General features: G+C 31.9%; 16 protein-coding genes and 1 tRNA gene. 7 read left to right on the top strand and 10 right to left on the bottom strand.

Annotated elements, in window-relative coordinates:
* Nucleotides 1–100: 100 nt before the first annotated feature.
* The 3 genes from ACKTTR_RS00780 (at nt 101) to ACKTTR_RS00770 (ending at nt 1,195) form a co-directional block, all read left to right on the top strand.
* Nucleotides 101–355: a hypothetical protein gene (locus ACKTTR_RS00780; RefSeq protein ID WP_115899774.1), complete on the top strand. Its 255-nt coding sequence runs from the start codon at nt 101–103 to the stop codon at nt 353–355.
* A gap of 80 nt (nt 356–435) precedes the next feature.
* On the top strand, nt 436–741 hold the full coding sequence (locus tag ACKTTR_RS00775) for a DUF6370 family protein (RefSeq protein ID WP_408026067.1): 306 nt from the start codon (nt 436–438) through the stop codon (nt 739–741).
* A 268-nt stretch (nt 742–1,009) separates the two neighbouring features.
* On the top strand, nt 1,010–1,195 hold the full coding sequence (locus tag ACKTTR_RS00770) for a hypothetical protein (protein ID WP_408026066.1): 186 nt from the start codon (nt 1,010–1,012) through the stop codon (nt 1,193–1,195).
* A gap of 64 nt (nt 1,196–1,259) precedes the next feature.
* Here ACKTTR_RS00770 and ACKTTR_RS00765 read toward each other — a convergent pair whose 3' ends face one another.
* The 3 genes from ACKTTR_RS00765 to ACKTTR_RS00755 all read right to left on the bottom strand — a co-directional run bounded on the left by ACKTTR_RS00765 (nt 1,260) and on the right by ACKTTR_RS00755 (nt 4,230).
* Nucleotides 1,260–2,300 carry an NADP(H)-dependent aldo-keto reductase gene (locus tag ACKTTR_RS00765; RefSeq protein ID WP_408026065.1) on the bottom strand — a complete coding sequence of 347 codons (1,041 nt, stop codon included), beginning with the start codon at nt 2,298–2,300 and terminating at the stop codon, nt 1,260–1,262.
* A 119-nt stretch (nt 2,301–2,419) separates the two neighbouring features.
* Nucleotides 2,420–3,010, bottom strand: a complete 591-nt coding sequence (locus ACKTTR_RS00760) for a hypothetical protein (RefSeq protein ID WP_408026064.1) — start codon at nt 3,008–3,010, stop codon at nt 2,420–2,422.
* A 32-nt stretch (nt 3,011–3,042) separates the two neighbouring features.
* Nucleotides 3,043–4,230, bottom strand: a complete 1,188-nt coding sequence (locus ACKTTR_RS00755) for a phosphoglycerate kinase (RefSeq protein ID WP_408026063.1) — start codon at nt 4,228–4,230, stop codon at nt 3,043–3,045.
* Between the two features lie 108 nt (nt 4,231–4,338).
* On the opposite strand from ACKTTR_RS00755, the gene ACKTTR_RS00750 reads away from it, so the two are divergent.
* From ACKTTR_RS00750 to ACKTTR_RS00740, 3 genes are all read left to right on the top strand, one after another.
* Nucleotides 4,339–4,761 carry a molybdenum cofactor biosynthesis protein MoaE gene (locus ACKTTR_RS00750; RefSeq protein WP_408026062.1) on the top strand — a complete coding sequence of 141 codons (423 nt, stop codon included), beginning with the start codon at nt 4,339–4,341 and terminating at the stop codon, nt 4,759–4,761.
* 64 nt (nt 4,762–4,825) lie between these two features.
* Nucleotides 4,826–4,899 (top strand) — tRNA-Ala (locus tag ACKTTR_RS00745).
* A gap of 14 nt (nt 4,900–4,913) precedes the next feature.
* Nucleotides 4,914–5,447, top strand: coding sequence for a GNAT family N-acetyltransferase (locus ACKTTR_RS00740; RefSeq protein ID WP_408026061.1), 534 nt, complete (start codon nt 4,914–4,916; stop codon nt 5,445–5,447).
* Here ACKTTR_RS00740 and ACKTTR_RS00735 read toward each other — a convergent pair.
* A complete protein-coding gene (locus tag ACKTTR_RS00735) occupies nt 5,444–8,200 on the bottom strand; it encodes a PD-(D/E)XK nuclease family protein (protein ID WP_408026060.1) in 2,757 nt (918 codons plus the stop codon). The genes ACKTTR_RS00740 and ACKTTR_RS00735 overlap by 4 nt on opposite strands.
* 77 nt (nt 8,201–8,277) lie before the next feature.
* Here ACKTTR_RS00735 and ACKTTR_RS00730 point away from each other — a divergent pair, with 77 nt between their 5' ends.
* Nucleotides 8,278–9,063: an amidohydrolase gene (locus ACKTTR_RS00730; RefSeq protein ID WP_408026059.1), complete on the top strand. Its 786-nt coding sequence runs from the start codon at nt 8,278–8,280 to the stop codon at nt 9,061–9,063.
* 30 nt (nt 9,064–9,093) lie between these two features.
* On the opposite strand, the gene ACKTTR_RS00725 is transcribed toward ACKTTR_RS00730, so the two are convergent.
* From ACKTTR_RS00725 to ACKTTR_RS00700, 6 genes are all read right to left on the bottom strand, one after another.
* Nucleotides 9,094–10,074 carry an acyl-ACP desaturase gene (locus ACKTTR_RS00725; RefSeq protein WP_408026058.1) on the bottom strand — a complete coding sequence of 327 codons (981 nt, stop codon included), beginning with the start codon at nt 10,072–10,074 and terminating at the stop codon, nt 9,094–9,096.
* Between the two features lie 40 nt (nt 10,075–10,114).
* Nucleotides 10,115–10,843 carry a lysophospholipid acyltransferase family protein gene (locus tag ACKTTR_RS00720; protein ID WP_408026057.1) on the bottom strand — a complete coding sequence of 243 codons (729 nt, stop codon included), beginning with the start codon at nt 10,841–10,843 and terminating at the stop codon, nt 10,115–10,117.
* 142 nt (nt 10,844–10,985) lie between these two features.
* Nucleotides 10,986–11,408 (bottom strand): hypothetical protein, encoded by a 423-nt coding sequence (locus ACKTTR_RS00715; protein ID WP_408026137.1) that lies wholly within the window; start codon nt 11,406–11,408, stop codon nt 10,986–10,988.
* Between the two features lie 101 nt (nt 11,409–11,509).
* Nucleotides 11,510–14,080, bottom strand: a complete 2,571-nt coding sequence (locus ACKTTR_RS00710) for a TonB-dependent receptor (protein WP_408026056.1) — start codon at nt 14,078–14,080, stop codon at nt 11,510–11,512.
* Between the two features lie 218 nt (nt 14,081–14,298).
* Nucleotides 14,299–15,870 carry a glucose-6-phosphate isomerase gene (gene pgi, locus ACKTTR_RS00705; protein ID WP_408026055.1) on the bottom strand — a complete coding sequence of 524 codons (1,572 nt, stop codon included), beginning with the start codon at nt 15,868–15,870 and terminating at the stop codon, nt 14,299–14,301.
* 2 nt (nt 15,871–15,872) lie between these two features.
* A complete protein-coding gene (locus ACKTTR_RS00700; RefSeq protein ID WP_408026054.1) occupies nt 15,873–17,165 on the bottom strand; it encodes a peptidoglycan DD-metalloendopeptidase family protein in 1,293 nt (430 codons plus the stop codon).
* Between the last annotated feature and the right edge of the window lie 28 nt (nt 17,166–17,193).

Below are 17,193 nucleotides of genomic sequence, written 5' to 3'. Positions count from 1 at the left end.
AAATAAGGAGTATGTCCCCACTAAAAACGGGAAATAGATAACCCTTGTTGGCTGTGTTTTTTGATAGTTTTACATTACTATTAACTCAAACTAACATATTATGCCACATTATGCACAAGGAACAACAGGATGGACAAAATTGAAAGGCTATCAGGCTTTATGGGATCCTAAAATTGATTTGGGTAAGTTTTACTTTACGACATTTCAGGGGAAAAGACAAGAAACTCCATATATGACAGCAGATAATTTCGCAAGAGTAATTGATATTCTAAGAAATGAAACCCCTGTCTACGGAAACGCAACTACTGGCTCTGTGACCACACAAGGAGAACTTGTTGGTGAAGAAGAGAGCTAGGAGGTTTAAATACTATAATTAATCAAACCCAGAATAAATTTATTCTGGGTTTTTTATGCTTATTTTCATAAATTCACAGCATGAAAAAAATATTAATTTTAGTATTCTTAGGAATCGTTGCCTGTAGTACTCCAAAAGAAAAAACACAAATAGTAGAAGCTTCGTGCGGTCAATGTAAGTTTGGTTTAGACAGCCAACATGGATGTGATTTAGCTGTAAAAGTAGATGGACAAGCCTATTTTATTGAAGGTGCTCACATAGATGATTATGGTGATGCCCATGATAAGAATATTGGTTTTTGTAATGTTATTAGAAAAGCCGAGGTTACTGGAAAAATTGAAGATGGTAAGTTCAAAGCTTCTTCTTTTAAAATTGTAAAAGAATAGTTTAAACAAAAAATTAAAAAACCCGAAGTAAGTTTTACTTTGGATTTTTTTTTTGCTCCTTTAAAAACCTTTCATTTTTATAATAATTTCCTTTATTACCCTATCAAAACGACACTCCAACAGAATTAAATCACTGATTTCGTGATTTTTTTTAATAAAAACAGTATTTTTAAGCTCATTAAAATTCTTTCGCGAGAAAATAGACATAAACCTTGAGTGTCTATAAAATGTTCAAGGATTTAATCAAATTAATTAAATCGTTATCATTATGAAAAAACAAATTTTAAATCTAGGAAAAAGATTAAACAGAGAAGATCAACACCAAATTAAAGGAGGTAGAGCATTTCTTGATTGTAACGACTTCTGCAACTCTACTAGACCAGAAAATAGAGATGATTATATACAGCACCAGCTACTAAGATATGATTTAGATTGGTCTCACTGTGTTTGTTAGTATTGATATAAAAGTCGCCTGAAAAATATTTTTCAGGCGACTTTCTTTTTTATTTTTAACCCAACTATGGTGCTGGATTAGGAATTACTTTGTGTACCGCTTCTATTTCTTCTAAAATATCATCAGATAATTCTATATTGATAGAATTGATATTCTCTTTTAACTGACTTATTTTAGTAGCTCCAATAATGTTACTCGTTACAAATGGTAACTGATTGATGTACGCTAATGATAATTCTGTTAACGTCAATCCGTGTTTATTTGCTATTTTTTGATACTCTAAAACCGCTCTTTCTGAACCTTCATTTTTATATCTAGCTATAAACCTTGGAAATAATGTTCCTCTTGCTCCTTCTGGAGTTTTTCCATCAATATATTTTCCTGTTAATACTCCTTGCGCTAATGGGGAATAAGCTAACAAACCTATATTTTCTCTCATAGAAACCTCAGACATTCCCACTTCATATCCTCTATGAATTAATGAGTATGAATTTTGAATCGTAACCATTCTTGGTAAGCCGTGTTGTTCTGCTGTTTGTAAGTACTTCATCGTTCCCCAAGGTGTTTCGTTAGACAAACCAATATGTTTAATCTTTCCTTGTTTCACAAAATCATTCAGCGTCTCTAAAATCTCTAAATGTTTTTCAGCTTCTTTCGCAGAAGTTTTATAAGGATAATCACGTACTCCAAAACAGTTTACCCCACGATCTGGCCAATGCAATTGATATAAATCAATATAATCTGTTTGTAAACGTTTTAAGCTACCTTCAATGGCTTCACTTATATTCTTTCTATTGAAACCACCTGTTCTAATATGAGCTGTGTAATCTCCTGCGCCTGCTATTTTAGATGCCAACACTACTTTATCTCTGTTTCCTGTTTTCTTGAACCAAGAACCTATGATTTTTTCTGTAGCACCATATGTTTCTGGAGTAGCAGGTACAGAATACAATTCCGCAGTATCAAAAAAGTTTACCCCTTGTTCTAAGGCATAATCCATTTGTTCATGGCCTTCTGCTTCCGTATTCTGTCTACCCCATGTCATCGTTCCTAAACAAATTTTTGAAACTTTTACATCGGTATTGGGTAGTGTTGTGTATTTCATAAATTAATTATCATTTGTTATTCTTGTAAAAATACAAGGTTTTTAGAATATCCACTTCTTAAAGTTTATATAAAAGAAATCCTGCAATAAGCTGGATTAAATACTCATTTAACAGGTATTTATCTTATTAAAAACTCCGTCAAAGTTCTTTTCTTTAATTTTCTTGTTAATGCTATTATTGCTATTGATAGAACTAAAAAGTATCCTAATAAAACCTTAATAGTTCCAAATTGAGCTAACCCTAAGACCAATCCGCTTAAGCCTTGTCTTCCTCCAACAATCTCATACTGGTAACCTTTCTCAATTTCTCTAGCTAAATAGAATATCCATAAAAATATTCCTGTGGAAAATAATATGGAAAAAATCTGAGGCTTTACAAACTTAATTACTTTTGGTTTCTCTTTAGAATAACTAAACTCAGATAACTTTTCTCTTAAATAAAGAAATATCTGACTCTTAACCTCTTTATTATTTATAATGATTTCCTCTTCAGAATTACCTCCATAAAAAACAGTTATTGTACTTGACTCTTCTGGATTTTCTATGCTTTTAATATATGAGAAAGGAATACTAAAAACACCTTCTAGAATGTCTCCTTTTTCAAAACCTGAAATCAATTCAGACTTTATATATTTCTTTGTTTTCCCTACATATATAGATTCATCTGTAACAACAATAAAGTTATTATCATTGTAAAACCAATATCTCATTCTATTTTCTTTTTCTACTACTAGCAATTTCCTTATCTCAAAATTGCTTCAATTCCTGGTAAGGTTTGTCCTTCTAGCATTTCTAGCATCGCTCCTCCACCTGTAGAAACATAACTCACTTTATCAGCAAATCCAAATTGTTTTACCGCTGCAACTGAATCTCCTCCTCCAACTAACGAGAATGCACCATTCTTAGTAGCTTCTGCAATTGCATTTCCTAAACCAATAGTTCCTTGTGCAAACTTTTCCATTTCAAAAACACCTAAAGGTCCGTTCCATAAAATAGTTTTAGATTTTGCGATAACTTCGGCAAATTTTTCAACAGTTTTAGGTCCGCAATCTAATCCCATCCATCCATCAGGAATTTCATTAGTATCTACCATTTGCGTATTAGCATCATTTGAAAAAGCATCTGCAATAACAGCATCTACTGGTAAATGAATTTCTGTATTATTTTCTTTTGCTTTCGCTAAAATTTCTAACGCTAACTCTAATTTATCCTCTTCAACTAATGAGTTTCCTATCTTACCTCCTAAAGCTTTGATGAACGTAAACGTCATACCACCACCTACAATGATATGATCTACTTTCTCAATAATATTTTCAATCACTCCTATTTTAGACGATACTTTTGCTCCTCCTAAAATAGCGGTTACAGGTTTTTCTGAATTGTTTAATACTTTATCAATGCTTTCAATCTCAGTTGCTAATAAATTTCCGAAACACTTATTTTCTGGAAAAAATTGTGCAATAATTGCAGTAGATGCATGTGCTCTGTGTGCAGTACCAAAAGCATCATTTACATACACGTCTCCCCATTTAGATAATTGTTCAGCAAAAGCAACATCTCCTGCTTTTTCTTCTGAGTAAAAACGTAAGTTTTCTAATAGTAAAACTTCTCCGTTTTTTAAGTTTACAACAGCTTCTTCAACAGCTGAACCAACACAATCATCAACAAACTTCACTTGTACACCTAACACTTCTGTTACTTTACTAACAATATGGCGTAACGAAAACTGATCTTCTTTGCCTTTCGGACGCCCTAAATGTGACATTAACACACAGCTTCCTCCATCTTCTAATATTTTTATAATCGTTGGTTTTGCTGCTTGAATTCTTGTATCGTCTGTTACTTCAAAACTATCGTTTAAAGGCACATTAAAATCTACACGAATTAATGCTTTTTTATTTTCGAAATTGAAATCGTTCAATGTTTTCATTTTAAGTTGTGTTCTGTTTCAGCAAACAAAAATAATTATTTAAATCTGATTGGTTTCTATTCTTTTTAAGCTTTCAATCTTATATCTTTGTTAAACTTACATACCAATATGAACACAACATCTATAAAAATAACTTCAGAAAAACTCAACTTACAAGAATGTTACGATTTTGTGGCTGATCCTTCTTGTGGTGGGATTGCTGTTTTTGTAGGTACTGTAAGAAATGCTACACAAAACAAAGAAGTAACTCAACTAGATTTTTCTACTTACAAGCCAATGGCTATTAAGGAAATGCAAAAAATTGCGGATGCGGCTTTGGAAAAATTTGGAGTAACCAAAATAGCCATTCACCATGCAGAAGGTTTGTTAACCATTGGTGATATCCCTGTTATTATTACTGTTTCTTCTCCACATAGAAAAGCTGCTTTTGAAGCTTGCCAATATGCTATAGATACCTTAAAAGAAACAGTCCCTATTTGGAAGAAAGAATTTTTTGAAGATGGTGAAGTTTGGGTAAATGCACATCCTTAAAAATATTATATTTGGAATGAAGTTATTTCTAACAAAGTAAAATGAGTGTGAGAAATTTTACAATGGGGCATTAGCTCAGTTGGCTAGAGCGTTTGACTGGCAGTCAAAAGGTCATCGGTTCGACTCCGATATGCTCCACTATTTTTAAAACTATGCTTGAGTTCACTACCACAACCAACCCAACAGAACTGCTTCAAATATTAGAGCTACAACAACAAAATTTACCTGAAAGTTTATCAGAAATTGATAAAAAAGAACAAGGTTTTGTTACGGTTCGTCATGATTTTGAATTATTGAAAAAAATGAACGAGATACACCCGCATATCATCGCAAAAAGTAATGGTAATGTTGTTGGGTATGCTTTATCAATGTCTAAAGTTTTCAGAAATGACATCCCTATTCTCGTTCCTATGTTTGATGAGATTGATACTACTTTACAAGGTAAGAAACCTTATATTTTAATGGGACAGGTTTGTATAGACAGGAATTATCGAGGTAATGGTGTTTTTAGAGGTTTGTATGCAAAAATGAAAGAAGAGTTCACTGGAATATACAGTTCTATTATTACTGAAGTAGACGAAAAAAACATTCGTTCTATGAATGCACATAAAGCAATTGGTTTTAAAACTTTAAAAACCTACAGGAGTAATAATCATAACTGGAATATCATTTACCTAGATATTTAGTATGGCAAATCTGCTGGCTCAACAAAACTAATTGTCGGATTGTACAATTCTGTTAACAAGATTTTTATTTCAGCCATAAATTCTTCTAATTTCTCTTGTGTGATTGCATTATCAGGTTTTCGGTAATTGGATGAGAAATTCATTTGTAAAAACCCACTTTTTAAGTTTTTAAACGAAATAATTCCTGCTTCAAGAGACTTTTCAAAATTAAATTGTGTGTGTTGCGTATATAAAAAAGCATATAGCATCACCTGAATAGCTTTATGGTATTTTAAATCTCGTATCACCTCAAAGTCGATTACTTTTAAATTTGTGCTATCAACCATTCCTGTTTTATAGTCAATAATTCTTGTTACACCATTTAGCTCATCAATTCGATCAACGATTCCTTTAATTTTTATTGGGAAATCAATTCCCTCAACTCTTATTTCTGAGGACAACTCTTGCTCAGTAGCAATTATTTTTAGTTGATTATTCTCATCTTTCAATAATTGTTTTTCCTTTGTTAAGAAATTCTCTACAAAACGATTAGCAACTTCAAAAATTAGTCGGTTTTTTCCTGTACTTAAATCTCCATTTTTAAAATGCTTCGAAAAATAAAAAGTTACAAGTTCTTTGGTTTTGTTCTGCATATCTTCAACATCTCCTAATTGTAAAAACTTCCCTTCAAAAGGTTTATACAATTCTTCTAGCGTATCGTGTACCACAGTTCCCATCGTATTTGCTGCCACTGTTTCTTCAACATCTTCTAACTCATTTATTTTTAAAATTTTTTGTTTATAAAAAGCAATCGGATTGTATAAATAATTGGTTAATGCTGATGGAGAAATCCCTTTTTGAGCTAATTCTTGTAAACGTTCAAGAACTTTTTCATCCTTTTGAATTTCTTTTAATTGAACAGGTGACGTTACTACTTTAGGGCTAACAATTTTTTCGGTAATATCGTCTCGCATCATTTCTAACTGTGTCACAAAACGACTTTTTTCCCCACTTCCAAATACATCATGTTCAGTGTTATACAAAATGTAAATGTTCTTAGCACGTTGTAACAATCGGAAAAAGTGGTATGAAAATAGTGCATCTTTTTCCCTATATGTTGGCAAACCAAATTCTATCTTCACATCAAAAGGAATAAACGTGTTTTGTTGTTGATTGGCAGGTAAAACTCCTTCATTCACAGAAGTTATAATAACATTTTCAAAATCTAACACACGTGTTTCTAATACTCCCATTAACTGCAACCCTTGTAACGGTTCTCCTTGAAATGATAAACTTTCCGATTGTATTAGTTGTCTAAAAAATTGATGCAAAGTTTTTAAATCTTGTACATAACCAAACTCATTATGCAAGTTTTGTAACTGAGTAAATGCGGTGTAAAATCGGAATAAGTACTCTTTTTCTAACTCGTTAGTATTTTCTTTCAATAAGTTGATTAACTCTATAATTCTGTTTAAAAACTCACTAATCGATACTAACGGATTAAAAATTGTCGTTATAGTTTTCTTTATTTCTTCACTTACAACAGACAAAAATGTTACAATCTCTTCTTGACTAACAAACGTGTTATTTTCTTTAGCAATCGCTTCTGAAAGCGTATCTGCTATATTGGTTTGCTCATCTATCTGTAATAATCTATAAATGGTGGTATCTTTTACTAATCGAATTACATCTTTATGATAAAAAAGATTTTCTTTCTTCTTTTCTAACTTTTCTTGATTGATAAATAGATGGAAAATAGCAAATACTAAACTTGTAGTAGGCACATCTTTTAAAGGGTACCCCATTGTAATATTAACTGCATTTACAGTTGCGGGCAATGAATTTAAAGTAATTGGCAACAAAGTTTCATCTGCCAAAACCAATGCTGTATTGTTGTAATTAGGAAGTTTGGCTAAAATCTCTCCAGCATATTTTATCTGTGTTATATTTTTTGAAGCTCCAATAACCTCAATATGTTTTTTTTCAGAAAAACATTCTTTAATCGTTTGAATAGGGTGCTTCTGATAATATTTCCAACGAGTTTTATACTTCCTTAAAAAGCTTCCTGCTTGATGTTGACTTTCATAAAATGTTCTGTCAATATCCCAATAAGCTTCTGCGTTTCCATTCAATAAAAATTGTTCAAATAGTAATTCTTCTGCTGCATTTAACGCATTAAACCCTATAAAAAAGTATTTCTTGTGCTGATTCTTACCAATGAACTCTGTTGTTTTTTTAGTTGCCTCTCTGTATAAAACTCCTTGATATCCGATATTATTTTTAATCAAAAACTCATAAAAAGCATCGTAATATTTGTTCATCTTTTCCATGAAAGAAAAGTGATCTTTCATCAATTCTGTTTCTTTAAACTCTCCTTTTACTGACCATTTTCTTAAGCGATGAATATCTCGCAAATACACAAATATCTCTCGTGTGTTAATTAAGTGTTGATCGATTTCATTAAAGTCTTGCAACACTGTAAATGCCCAAGATGAAAATACATCAAATGAATCTGGATTTTCTTCTTGCTCTTTGTAAATGGTATAAAAATGAAAAAGGAGCTGAACTGCATCAATCTTTTTCATTTCAGAGACTTCTTCAACAAAATCACCAACATTGATAATCTCTGGTAAAAAGCCTGCTGAAATTTTCTTTTTAAACGTTTCTTTTACAAAAACTCCTGCCCTTTGTGAAGGCAATACAAACACAACATTTTCAAACGATTTGGTGTTTTGTAAAATAGTATCTAACGTTTCTGAAATAAAAGACTGCATTTTTTATAAAATGGTTTTAGCTTGAATCGAAAGTACAATTTTTATCCTATTTTTGAGAGTACAAATAGCCTATATTCATGAACACAACGAATCACTTAAGAGTAGCTTTGATTCAATCGGATTTAATTTGGGAAAATCCAACAGCAAACAGAAAACAATTTGAGGAAAAAATCAACAATTTAACTGAAGGTATTGACTTAATTATCTTACCTGAAATGTTTACTACTGGTTTCACTATGAATGCTTCTGTAATTGCTGAAACTATGGAAGGCGAAACAGTACAATGGTTGCAAAATTTAGCACAAGAAAAGAGTATTGCTATTACTGGGAGTATTGTTATTAATGAAAATGATAATTTTTATAATCGTTTATTATTTGTGCACCCTTCAGGGAGAATTGATTCATATGATAAAAAACATACATTTACGCTAGCAGGTGAACATGAAGTGTTTTCTGCAGGAACTGAAAGAATTATAGTTGATTACAAAGGATGGAAAATTTGTCCGTTAATATGTTATGATTTACGTTTTCCTGTATGGGCTAGAAATACAAAGAATTACGACTTATTGCTATATGTAGCCAGTTGGCCTAAACCTCGTATTGAAGCTTGGGATGGTTTATTAAAAGCACGTGCTATTGAAAATATGAGTTATACCATTGGTGTGAATAGAGTAGGAGTAGACGCTAACGGTTATGAATATACTGGAAATACGGTTTGTTATGATACTTTAGGAAATTGTTTGGCAAAAAATAATCAAGGAACTGAAGAAATATTGATTGTTGATTTAGATATAGAAGCACAAACAAAAATCCGTAATCGATTTCGCTTTTTGGATGATAGAGACAGATTTATATTACAATAAAAAAGCAACCAATTGGTTGCTTTTTTATTTTTATGCAGGAATCATCCATTTAAAATTGAACTTTGTATCAGGTACTACAATACGTTCAGTAATTCGGTACATTCTATCTGGTAATTTCATTAAGAAATCACGTGCTTTTTCTGCTTCTGGTGTTAAGTTCGTTATTTTGTCAATTTCCCAAGCTTCATTTAGTTTCTTTATAATATCTACATAATCAAAACCTGTATATACACCTATTCTTTGTGCTACGGTTGAGAAATCATCAAATAAACTTCCTTTTTCACCAAATGATTCTCTTAAGTGCATTGCTGGCATTACTATTTTGTGTTTCATCATATGTTGAAACGCCAACATCATTTCACTTGGGTCTACTTTAAAAATTTCTTTTACAAATTCTGTATACGCTAAGTGATGACGCATTTCATCTCCGGCAATGATTCTAGACATTTTGGCTAAAGCTTTGTGTCCTTTCTTCTTCGCTATTTTCGCTACATTTAAGTGCGAAATATAAGTTGCTAGCTCTTGAAAACTTGTGTATACAAAGTTCTTATACGGATCAGTAGCGGTACCAATATCGAATCCGTCAGCAATTAAGTGTTGTGTAGATACTTCTACTTCACGCATATTTACTCTTCCTGAAAGGTATAAATATTTATTTAACACATCTCCGTGACGGTTTTCTTCTGCGGTCCAAGCACGAATCCATTTTGCCCAACCATTATCAGGTTGTTGGGTTACTCCATCCAAATCTAACAACCAAGATTCATAGGTTGGTAATGCTTCTTCAGTAATTGTATCTCCTACCAAAACCACCCAAAAATCATCATCAAGCTCTTTTGAGAGCTCTTGAATTTCTTTTACTTCATCAATAAAAGAATCTTGTTGTGAGTTTGGTAAAAAATCGGTCGGTTGCCAAATTTTTTCTATTGGCATCAAGAATCTGTCTACAAAACTGTCAATGTTTTTTTCCAGCGTTTGCATTACTTCCTTTCTAATGTTTTGTATTGACATAATTTAATTTAAAGGTTATATTTATTGTTGTTTGTTTTGTTTAGTATATTGCTTTTTTTATAGTTGTTTCTACTTTGGCAATTAACTCATCAAACGGTAAGCTATCTACTTTTATTGGTTTGTGAGTTCTTATTTTTATCGGACTTCCAATTCCCAATGGGAATTTTCCGTATTTAAATACTTTCCATGAGTTGTTAATTGAAATAGGGACTACAAAGGCTTCTGGATTGTACTTAACAATCATTTTAAGCCCGTTTACAGAGAACGGTTTAGGTTTTCCGGTTCTACTTCTCGTTCCTTCAGGAAAAATCGCTGCAGACCATTTATTTTTATTAATACTTTTGGCGAATCTTCCTAATTCAGATAATGCTTGTTTAGCGTCTTTTCTATCGATTAGAGCAGCACCTCCGTGTTTTAGGTTAAAAGATATACTAGGAATTCCTTTTCCTAGTTCTTTCTTTGATACAAATTTTGGGTAGTGTCTCCTAAGATACCAAATAATTGGCGGAATATCAAATGTACTTTGATGATTTGCCACAAAAATTAGTGTGGTATTTTCTGGTAACTCTTGTTTGTTCTCAAATTGAACACGAATTCCTAGTATTAAAAGTGATTTTATAAGAAACCAATTCATGATGTTTACTACTTTTTGATGTCCTTCTTGACCAAAAAGTTTTAGCCCTAACCATTGTAATGGATGGAAAATTAACAATAAAGAGAAAAATACCAATCCAAAGATTGATGAAAGTAAATAGCTTAAGATTTTCATTCTATTTAGTTGTTTTGTTATTTGCTTAGTCTTGTCATTTAATAATTAAAAACCTGTTATTAAAACATACTGATTTCATTATTAAAACTTTACTAGTGCGCAAAAATAGAAAATCCCGCGGAAGCGGGACTATAATTTTATCTTAAAACCAATTATTCCAAGGAATTCTTGAGAGAATTAGCAACAAAGCCAATCCGTAAAAGATAGCAAAGGTTTTGAACTTAGCTTCGCTTTTTACTTGTTTTTTATGTTTTGACCATCCTATGGTTATTAATACAATAGCAATAATCATCATTAATGGATGCTCTACTGCCAATAAGCGTGCCATTGGCTCTCCCATAACCTCACTTCCATTCGATTTTAGAGCTTTATACCAAGGAGACATAAAATACCACCCTAAACCAATTAACAATTGAATATGAGCTGTTATTAACGTGAATAGCCCTAAACGGAACTCTTTGTGGGTAAATTCTTTTTTTTGTACTAATCCTATAATAGCATTTACCACCGTAAATATTAAAACTGCTAATACAACGTATGCCCAATAAGAGTGTAATGTTTTCATCATGATTTTTAAAGTTTTGTCTGTGTAAAAATACTGAATTTTCTGCATAAAAAAACCACCTCAAAAGAGGTGGTTCTATATTTTATTTCTAATCAGAATTATTAGAAATTGAATCTTATAGATGCATTCCAAGTTCTTCCGTAACCAAAACGACCTCTGTTATTAATGTTAATGCCATTCCAGTTTTCTGCTGGATCAGATGAAGCTGCTCTACTTTCTTGTAATCTCTCAAGATAAAGAGTATCAAACACGTTGTTTACATTAACTCTAAACTGTAATCCTTTAATGAAAGTTCCTTCTTTTAATGTAGGCTTAAAAGTTATCCCAATATCTGTTAAATTATAACTAGGTAACTCAACTGGTGCAAATTTAATTTGAGCATCAGAGAATAATCTATCATAATAGTTCCAGTTAGCATCAACTGTTAAGCTAGGTAAAACTTTATAAGCTGCTGAAATACCTGCATTTGTTTGTGCTCCTCCACCAACTTCAAATCCATCAACACTTACTTCAGAAGTTCCTACTAATGCTCCAGTATTATTATATGCATATTCTGTCCCATTACCATCATATTTCCAATCTCCATATGATAAGAAACCATTTACTTTTAATCCAGGTAGAGGATTAGTAAACAACTCTAATTCGGCTCCTCTATGGATTTGCGTTACACCCTGTGTTTTAAAAGATCTAAATTCTGGAGTGTCAAAATTTTCTCTGTTTACATTACTTATTGTTCTATTTCTCCATTCAGTATTATAAACATTTAAATTAGCAGAAACAAACTCACTTTTAAACTGGTAACCAGCTTCTAAACCTAATATTTTTTGATTGTCTACACCAGGTGCTAAATCGTTAGCTAATCTATCAGTCAAAAATAAATCTTCGTGATAAGGTTGACGAGAATAATAGCCTGCATTAGCAAACACCTTATTATTTTCGTTAAGTTCATAAGCTAAACCAGCTTTTAAATTATATCCTAAATTTGAAATAGTTTCAGATTTATCTGATTGTCCAACATTTTGAGTTCTTAAAAACTCTTCTCTTACGTGATCCTGATTAGATATTGCTCCTTGAAAAAATGCTGATAAAGCATCTTTAGAATATTCTAATTGTCCAAAAAGTCCATAATACGTTATTACTTCTTCATAGTCATATCCAAAACGTTGTCTATGATCATCATTAGAATTGAATAACAAACTCCAAGGGTTAATTCCTCCAAAAGTGTTATTTAAAGTATAAGGTTCTCCTATAAAAGTACTATAATCACTACGCGTAGGATCTGTATTTACATCAACAGAATTAACACCTATAAAATCGTTAGCACTTCTAAAGTGGATACCATTATAGGTTCTTACATCTGCTCCTACATTTAAAGTTAAATTTTCATTTAATTCATTATTATAATTTGATACTAATCCAAACCAGTTATGGTTATTATTAGACCCTCTACCATATAGTGCAGCTCCTGTATTTCTATCTGTTTGTAAAGAAATAAATGCTCCTCTACCTAAAGACCCATACAATACCGTAGATAAAGATGATTTATTATTTATTGTCCAATCCCAAGTTAAGTTTGCTACTGGTTTATGGTAAACATTTCTACCTCCAGGGTATAAACCTGTGTTACCTAAAGTATTATCATGATTTGCTACTGGAGTACTCCAGTCATTAAAACGGATTCCATTCTCTAAAAAATCCTTAACATCTCCTCTACCTGCTGCTGCATGCCATTGTGGGGCACCAGTCAACATAAAATTGAAAACGTTATTCTCATTTGGTTGATAGCCTACAGACAGGAAATATGTTTGTCCTTGTCCATGAGTGTTATCTACATACCCATCACCTTGCCAGTGACCAAATAACCCCGTAAAAGACCATCCTTTTTCACTAACTCCAGTTGAATAAGAAACTGTAGATTTAGTATACCCATTGTTTCCAACCATTTGTTGTACAAAACCTCCTTCTTTTCTATCTATTGTTTTAGTTACAATATTTACTGTACCTCCTACTGAAGAAATTGCTAATTTAGAAGAACCTAAACCACGTTGTACCTGAATAGCATTCGCAACATCCATAACTCCTTGCCAGTTAGACCAGTACATTTTACCATCTTCCATACCATTAATTGGCTGACCGTTTAATAAAAATGCAGTATTTGTTTGATCAAAACCACGTAAATACATTTGACCTTCACCAAAAGCCCCCCCTTTAACAGCTTGAACCGACGGAGTTGACTTTAACACCTCAGGTAAATCCCATGCTCCAGCTTTCTCTTGAATCTCAGCAGCTTTAACTGTAGATACCGCTACTGGTGTTTTTCTATCTTCTGCTAAATCGATTACCCCTGATGCTGTAACAACGATTTCTTCTAACACGTTAGAAGGCTCTAAAGCAATTGTTCCTAAATCAGAAGCTCCTGAAAAAGAAACAGTTTTGTTGGTATATCCAACAAACGATACTACAACTGCTCCAGACTCAGAGCTAGCGTTTAGTATAAATTTCCCATCAAAATCAGTAGCTGAACCGTTTGTAGTCCCTTTTACTACAACGTTAGCTCCTGGTAATGGTTCCCCCATTTCGTCAACTACTGTACCAGTAATTTTTGTTTGACCTAAAACTGTAGCTGTTACAAAGAACAAAGCTACAAGTAATACATTTTTAAATGTTTTCATTTTTTAATCTAATTGTTATTAAATGCAGGTGCAAATATCCTGCTTTTCATTAGTGCTAATATTAACTTAATGTTAAGTTTTAACAACAAATTAAGATACTACGACATATAAAAAACAACTTAATTCTTTGGTTTACAACACACCACCCCTCAACAACATTGTTAACAACAACCTATATATAAGTTAAAAAACATAAAAGGGATACGATTAACTAAAATTTAATCGTTAGTAAGTTTTTTTTGAGCTAATTCTTTTCCCAATTCTACACCAAATTGATCATATGAAAATATATTCCATATAACTCCTTGTACAAAGATTTTGTGCTCATATATAGCTAAAAGCATTCCTAAGCAAGAAGGTGTTAGTTTTTTAAAAAGTATTGAATTACTAGGGTGGTTACCTCTAAATACTTTGTAAGGTAAAAGTATATTTATTTGGTTTAACTGACCATTTGTCTTTAACTCTAAATGCGCTTCCTCTTTTGTTCTCCCAAAAGCTAATGCATCTTGTTGTGCAAAATAATTTGCAAGCAATTTTTCATGATGATCTTCTAAGTTGTGTAATGGTTCTTTAAAACCAATAAAATCAACTGGTATTAACTTAGTTCCATGATGTAATAATTGCATAAAGGCATGTTGTGAGTTTACTCCTGTCCCTCCCCATACAATCGTTCCTGTTTGATAATCCACTCTATTTCCATTTCTATCAACGTCTTTACCATTACTTTCCATCACGGCTTGCTGCAAATAAATAGGCAACTTTTCTAGGCACTCACTATATGGCATCACCATTTCAGTCTCTGCATCAAAAAAGTTATTATACCAAATACTCAGAAGAGCTAATATAACTGGTATATTTTCATTAAACTTAGAAGTACTAAAGTGCTTATCAATTTTTTCTGCTCCCCTTAACAATTTTTCAAAATTATCAAAACCTAATGACAAAGAGATCGATAACCCTACAGTTGACCAAAGAGAAAATCGACCACCAACCCAATCCCACATGGGAAATACATTTTTCTTATCTATACCAAAATTATCAACTGCTTTTGTATTACACGAAACTGCAATAAAATGCTTAGACACATCAAAAACAGTAGCTGATTTTAAAAACCAATCTCTTATTGTATTAGCGTTGTTAATTGTTTCTTGAGTTGTAAAACTTTTAGAAACAATAACAAAAAGGGTCGTTTCAGGGTTTATCTTTTTTAAGACTTCAGAAACATGGTCTCCATCAATATTGGAAACAAAGTGTGTATTTAGTTTATTTTTATAAAACTGTAATGCTTCTACAACCATTTTAGGGCCTAAATCTGATCCACCAACACCAATATTGACAATATCTGTAATTGATTTTCCTGTATACCCTTTCCACTTTCCTGAAATAACTTTATTACTAAAAGCTTTCATTTTTCGTAAAGCGGTTTTAATTTGGGGTTTTACATCTTTTCCATCAACTAAAACAGGAATATCAGAGCTGCTTCTTAGAGCTGTATGCAATACTGCTCTGTTCTCTGTTACATTAATTTTATCTCCTAAAAAGTATTTTTCTATAGCATCCTTTAAATCAACTTCCTCGGCTAAAGAAATTAATAAATCGATTGTTTCTTGAGTTACTCTATTTTTCGAATAATCTATAGACAACTCATCCAAAAAAATTGAAAACTCATTTTCTCTATTTTTGTTTGCACGAAATAATTCTCTTAACTCATAATCTTTCGCTTCATTAAAATGTTTTCTTAAGTTCTCCCAGGCAATGGTTTCTGTTGGGTTTATATTTTTTAGAGGCATAATTAATTCGTAACTAAAATTTCTTTTTCTTTAAATGAAAGTGGTTCTGGTTGTGGTAACTTTATACTATCCAACTGTCTTTTTAATGGTTTTATATACTCTAAATATGTTGGTTTTATTTTGGGGTCTAATGGTTCTGCCGATGGTAATTTTTCACGGAATGGATCTACCTGTCGCCCATTTTTCCAAAAACGATAACAAACATGTGGACCGCTAGTATTTCCTGTCATACCTACCCAACCAATAATATCTCCTTGTTTTACATATTCACCAACTCTTACTTTCCTTCTTTTCATGTGTAAATACTGAGTTGTATATGTACTATTATGCTTTACTTTCACATAGTTTCCATTACCTCCTCTTCTTGCAGATTCTACAACAGTTCCGCTTGCTGTAGTCATAATTGGAGTTCCATACCTAGCAGCAAAATCAGTTCCTTTATGAGCCCTTACTCTATTTCCATATAATTTTATACGTCTCCTTAGATTATAACGTGATGATATTCTGTATTGAAATTTAATAGGTGATTTTAAAAATGCTCTTCGTAACATATTCCCATCTTGATCATAATACTCAGGAATTTTTTTAATTGAATCGGCTACATATCTATAGGCATATAAATCTTCTCCATTGTGTTTAAATATAGCTGCTTTAACTTTACCATACCCAACAAATGTTGTATCGTTGATAAATTTTTCTTCAAAAATCAACTTAAATGTGTCTCCTTTTTGCAAACGATAAAAATCTAATGTCCAAGCATAAATATCTGCAACCGTATTCGTTAATGTTGGTTTTAGCTGCAAACTATCCATTGTTATAGATAAATTAGAGTAAATCTTACCAGCTATTTCTTTTTCAATCGTTTTTATCTTTTTTCTATGTTTATAGGCAGATATTATTGAATCTTTAAAATTTATAATAGTAGCTTCTACTTTATTATGTTTATAAATAAAAACTTGTGCTTGATCTAAACTATCTTTTGAAGCTAAAATTGTGTACGCTTTTCCTGATCGTATTCTTCTTACATCAAAAGTATCTTTAATTTTGGTTGCTATTTCATTAATCTTCGGATACAGAACATGGTGTCTATCCATAATAACTCCAAAACTTTCTCCATTTTTTATAGTGTCATTAATAACCTTATAATTATCTAAATTAAACCCGTAAGCTATAACAGGTTTAGGTTTTTCTATTTTAACCGGTTCTTGTACGACTACTTTCTTTTCTTTTTTACATGAAAAGAAAAGACATAAAAGAATGAATGTAAGAATGAATGTAAGAATGAATTTTTTCAAAAAAAAGCTGCTTTAAATTTGAGTTTAT

This window comes from Tenacibaculum litoreum, from assembly GCF_964513915.1.
Classification (GTDB): domain Bacteria; phylum Bacteroidota; class Bacteroidia; order Flavobacteriales; family Flavobacteriaceae; genus Polaribacter; species Polaribacter litoreum.
The sequence above is the reverse complement of the archived record's forward strand: the minus strand, read 5'-3'. Positions and strand labels throughout refer to the sequence as shown.